The sequence below is a fragment of the Agrobacterium sp. BT-220-3 genome (genome assembly GCF_025910175.1).
In the GTDB taxonomy this organism is placed as follows: Bacteria; Pseudomonadota; Alphaproteobacteria; order Rhizobiales; family Rhizobiaceae; genus Agrobacterium; species Agrobacterium oryzihabitans.
Genome location: NZ_JAPAIX010000031.1, coordinates 1 through 5,087, shown reverse-complemented (window position 1 = coordinate 5,087; position 5,087 = coordinate 1). Strand labels below are relative to the sequence as shown.

The window sequence follows — 5,087 nt, the reverse complement described above, 5'->3', positions numbered from 1 at the left end:
GCATCCGAACAAAAAGCCTCCGATGAAACCGGAGGCTGTTGTAACCCCATTGCAAATGGGGGTCCCGTTTGGACGCCGATCACCCCATGTGCGGGGTCCTTATTCCATGCCTAATCACATCCAGACAGCGACCCTGAGAATTTCAAGTTCCTCAAGTCAGCTGGCCGGTCTCTCCGTAACATGGCGTTCGCGTCATTCATGGTGATGAACGGTATCTCTCAGATTGGTGACGCTCCGAAGATCATCGCCCGTAGCGGTGTCGCCGCTGCCTTCTCTCAGTTTGATCTTGCCGATATCTTCCGCGTGTTCCGCACAGGGACTGCTGGACGTGCTGGTAACGAACTGGCTGAAGGCTTGGAGCTACTGACAGGACAAGGCACCAACACGGCAAGGACACGCGTCTTCACGGCGTATGAGGGATTGGACCGCTACTATGGCGAAAGCTTCACAGAGCGGATGTTTGGCCGGGCTGAACACATCACGAAAGGCATGGCCTCGGCCACGTCGTTGATTGGTATGTCGGCTCCTGTCACTGACTTCCTAACGCGATGGGCGACCCGATCTGCATTGCAGACGTTCGTCAACCACGCTCAAGGAAAGAAGGCAATCAGCGCAAAGCTCCTCAAGGATATGGGCTTCACTGAAGACATGGTGAAGAACCTCAATGCCATGATCAAAGACGGAGCTATCGAGCTTGCGGATACCGGCGTCGTAAAGAAGCTGCATCTGGACAAGCTGGATGCCAAGTGGTCGCGTGAAATCGACGAGCTTATGAGCAACGTCGTTCGCGAAAGCAAAGTGCAGGTCCTTGAAGCCAGCCCTGCGCATCTTCCTCCGATCATGCAGAACGACCTTGGCCGTCTCATGGGACAGTTCAAGACGTTCATGCTGGCAAGCTACGCGTCGAACTCTCTGCGCGGCATCAAGATGCACGACGCCTCCTCGGCAAGCTCCCTGATCCTGTCCAGTGTCGTCGGTGCTGCTACCTACGCAATGACGGTCCATATGCGAGCGTTTGGCATGGCTGAGGAGAAGCGTGAAGCGTACCTCGATAAGATGCTCTACTCCCGCAAGGGTGCGGCAACAGCTGCGCTTGGCCGATCTGGCGACCTGACCGTCCTGCCGTTCATCGTGGACTCTATGCTTGAGCCGCTGTCTTGGCTCTCTGGTCGGGACATGCGCGTCTTTGATGGCTCCCGTACTTCCGGCCTTGGTAACGACCTAGTTGGCGGTCTCCCCTTCTACCAGATGGCGAAGCGGGTAGGCGATCTGACATTCGGTTCCTTGATCGACGCTGTTCGCGAAGACCAGCAGGTCACGCAACAGGAGGCTATGAACCGCCTCTCAACAATCGTCCCGTGGTTGCGAACCTACGGCTTGCTGAACGCCACACAGGCGATGCTCTCTCATCTGCCTGACCGCGAACCTCGCGACACAACCTTCCTCGGAAACTGACTTCAACAATCGCCCTGGCATTCCTTCATCGGATTGGCAGGGTAGTGGCCGCATCTCGACCCCTACAGGTGCGGCCACATCCACACGCAGTTCGGAGCCATCGCGAATAAGACCTGCCCACTAGAACAGCGAGAGGTAAGCTATATGCATAGGCCACATGACTAGCTTAACGCTTGCTTGTAGGGCTACGTAAGGCTGAGCTACTTGCCTCATTCATCATGAGATAAATCATATAAGGCATTAGCCCGTATAGCTGACTTGCAGCCTTGCCAGTTGCGCGCCGCCCTCTTTCTCACAACTCTGCCGAAGCAATCCGTGCTGTGGTCTCCCCGCAGCGGACGTGCGTTCGCGGCTTTCCCTCGGACATCAATATGAACGAAGAACGACTTGACCTTGTGTCGAGCGAACGCTGGTGCTTGATCCCAAGTCACGTCCTTTATGAAGCAAGTTCTCTCGGACGCATCCGCCGCGCGTCTGATCAGAACATAATCAAATGTTACTTTAGGAAAGCTGGATACGCATATGTATGTCTCATGGCTTTGGAGAGTGATGGCACCCAAAGGAAGCTACCGCCGCGCGCGGTCCATAGGCTCGTGCTTGAAGCGTTCGAAGGTCCATGCCCGCCAGGTATGGAGACCCTTCACCTTGATGATAATCCGTCTAACAATACCATCGACAATCTTCAGTGGAACACCAGAGCGGTCAATGTCGCTGCCAAACGCCGCCCAGATCGCTTAGCTGTTCGCCAATCTCGATATGATGGGAAGCACGGTATAGACCACGTCGAAATTTGCACTCGATATAAAAACGGATCGTCCCTCCCTAAAGTTGCGAAGGTTTCCGGCTGCGGTATTCAGACTGTGAAGCGTGTCCTCGAAACCTCAGGTGTACCTGTTGCCGCGATTGGCAGTGTCCAAAAGTTCGACCCGATACAGATTACTGATTGGCGTCGAGATGGTCTTAGCGCAAAAGAAATCGCGGATCGTTTGGGATGCACCCTCCGCACGGTCTTCCTCGCCCTCAGTAACGCGGGTCTCACAGACTCCACTATTCGACATCCCTTAGAGCGTGATGCTGTTAAACAGCTTCATTTAGAAGGTCTCTCAAACAAGTCCATTGGCGAGGCACTAGGCTGCGACCCGTCGTCAGTGTACCGCGTCCTTGCCACAATGCGCAAAGAGGGTCTTATCGATAGCGAGAGACTTCAAGAGCGCGCTTCCGTTGATGGCGCTAAAGTGCGGGAGCTTGCTGCGGGTGGAATGAACAACAAGCAGATCGCTGCTGAGCTTAATGTCTCTGAGGCAAGCGTTTCGAGACATCGACGAAAGTCCGCCCCTAATAACAATGGGCGGTCGATCTTGGATATTAGCGATCATGGTTGCGCGTTTTAGATAGGGCGGCATTTATCCTGCCAGCAAAATTTTATAGACTAGCCCCGGATGTTTTATCAGCAAAAATGTCCGGGGTTATCTAAAAATAAACCGCGTGAAAATCCCCCATGGCCCGCTTGTAGCGATGCTCTATGGCGGTCGATCAATCGCTGTCCGTATCGAACTCCATTTGAAGAAGGTCGTCGCCTCTGCTTTTGAACCTGTTGAACATCAACGTCCCGGCACCGTGTACGCTTCCGAAAATGACTTTAGCATCGTCAGGATACTCCGCAAGCGCGTCTCGCAAATCTCCGACTGTGATAGATGCCGCGTGTGTGCCGGAAATTACCGACCCGCTATGTACGTGACTGTGGTTGTAGTTCTTCATTTAAATCCCCTTTGAGTTCGACCCTGCCTGAGTCGCCTGAAATATAGAAGCGGGTGGCGTCTTCTTTAGGTATACCGCAGCGAGACGTTCTCATGAGACAGTTTATGTGTCTCATATGGGTTGACTTCACTATTATGAGACGATAGTTGTGAAGGCTCTAGACCCTAACGAGACACATGAGGCCATCCATCATGACCACCTACGGCTATGCGCGCGTATCGACCAATGAACAAGACTTGACCATCCAGCGCGAAGCCTTGCTCAAGGCTGGCTGCGAGCTTGTGCGTGAAGAGAAGCGTAGCGGCACGACCGTAGACGGGCGCGAAGAACTCGACACGCTGATGTCGTTCATGCGCACTGGCGACACACTCATGGTCACGCGTATCGACCGCCTAGCGCGTTCTATAGGCGATCTTCAAGACATCGTTAGGAAGCTCAAGGCCAAGGGCGTTTCGCTCAAGGCAACGGAACAGCCTATCGACACAACGTCAGCAGCCGGGAAAGCTTTCCTCGATATGCTTGGGGTGTTTGCTGAGTTCGAGACGAATCTTCGTAAAGAGCGACAGATGGAGGGAATTGCCAAGGCAAAGGCTGCAGGTATTTATTCCGGTCGGAAGGCAACCATCAATCCGCATACTATTCGGGAAATGCATCAAGCCGGAGTTAGCCCTACGCTGATCGCGAAAGAGCTAGGTATCGGTCGTGCAAGCGTATATCGGCTTCTGGCACCTTCGGAGCAAGCCTCCCCAAAATAATAGACGCTCGCTCACTACTTGAATTGGTCACTCGTTGGGAAGAGGCTGCCCCCGCTTGAGCGTCATAACTTCGGAGGCGCTGTTGTGGAAGTGAGAATGGAGGACTTGGCTGCCCCTTTTTAGGTATTCTTTAAGCACCTTACCATCAACGAAAACAAACTGCAGAGGAGTTGCCCGCGACACCTCAATTGCATAACTCTTGGCATCCTTTGAGAAATCGCTAGTTGTGACCATTACTACGACGTGCGCGCGCGAAAATACTGCGATGCCCACCTCTTTTGCAACCTCACTCAGCCCCACGCGTGTAGCCTTGTCAGTGCCGCTGTATCGCTTGCATTGGAAGGTCCAACGGCTAAAGAGAAGGTGGGCGGCCTCCGCTATCAAATCCACTTCTGCAAAGGCAGTCTGTGCGCTTCGTAGCCGGAAGTGTCTAGGAGAAAGGCCAAGGTCCAAGATCATCCGCAGAGACAGCAACTCTAGCGCAAGGCCAGCTTTGTGTTTGTCGTCTCCGAAAAGATCGACCGAAATCTCGCTTAGCGGTGTTTGCAGCTTCGACCTAAGTTCGGAAGGAATAACCTGATCAAAGTCCGGGTGGATATCTGCGAGGGGGATGTCGAGAAGTTTCTCCGTGCCCTCAACGTAACCCGACCGCCCGCCCTGCTTGCCTGTAGCTAGACCTGAAATTTTAACCCAACCACCGTCAACGAGTGGTTTTCTAACGTCTTTTGCGAACTGATCTTCATCGAAGAGGTATGCATAATTTGCAAGGCACCGAGTGACTAAAGTACTGACTAAAAAAGGAGGTGCAGCGGTTTCATGTTCTTTGCGTAGCTCTTGTACAAACACCTGCTGAGCCAAGCTGAGTGACAAGAACTCGTCCCTCTCATCGGGGCCTATCCCTCCAACGACACGCTTAAATTCGTCGGATATGACATAGCCATTTTCGTCGGCCAAGCCCGCTTCAATGAGCCAATTTTTAAAGGTCGTGTGATCTGTAGTCCTGAACCGCACCGGGTTTGCCGGAGGCTCCAACTTCTGAGAGAGTGGAGCCGATATGAGCAAGACAACGAACAAGTTTTCACCTGAAGTCCGCCAACGCGCCATCCGTATGGTGCTTGA

The 5,087-nt window shown here is 53.4% G+C and carries 4 protein-coding genes; 3 read left to right on the top strand and 1 reads right to left on the bottom strand.

The features are described 5' to 3' along the window. The first annotated feature begins 198 nt into the window (after positions 1-198). The 3 genes from OK142_RS24985 to OK142_RS24975 all read left to right on the top strand — a co-directional run bounded on the left by OK142_RS24985 (position 199) and on the right by OK142_RS24975 (position 3,968). Positions 199-1,455: a hypothetical protein gene (locus OK142_RS24985; protein WP_498685705.1), complete on the top strand. Its 1,257-nt coding sequence runs from the start codon at positions 199-201 to the stop codon at positions 1,453-1,455. Between the two features lie 371 nt (positions 1,456-1,826). Further along, positions 1,827-2,846: a LuxR C-terminal-related transcriptional regulator gene (locus OK142_RS24980; RefSeq protein ID WP_498685704.1), complete on the top strand. Its 1,020-nt coding sequence runs from the start codon at positions 1,827-1,829 to the stop codon at positions 2,844-2,846. A 558-nt stretch (positions 2,847-3,404) separates the two neighbouring features. Further along, positions 3,405-3,968, top strand: coding sequence for a recombinase family protein (locus OK142_RS24975; protein WP_498685703.1), 564 nt, complete (start codon positions 3,405-3,407; stop codon positions 3,966-3,968). A gap of 27 nt (positions 3,969-3,995) precedes the next feature. Here OK142_RS24975 and OK142_RS24970 read toward each other — a convergent pair whose 3' ends face one another. Next, complete coding sequence (locus OK142_RS24970) at positions 3,996-4,427, bottom strand: restriction endonuclease (RefSeq protein ID WP_498685706.1); 432 nt, start codon at positions 4,425-4,427, stop codon at positions 3,996-3,998. Positions 4,428-5,087 lie beyond the last annotated feature (660 nt).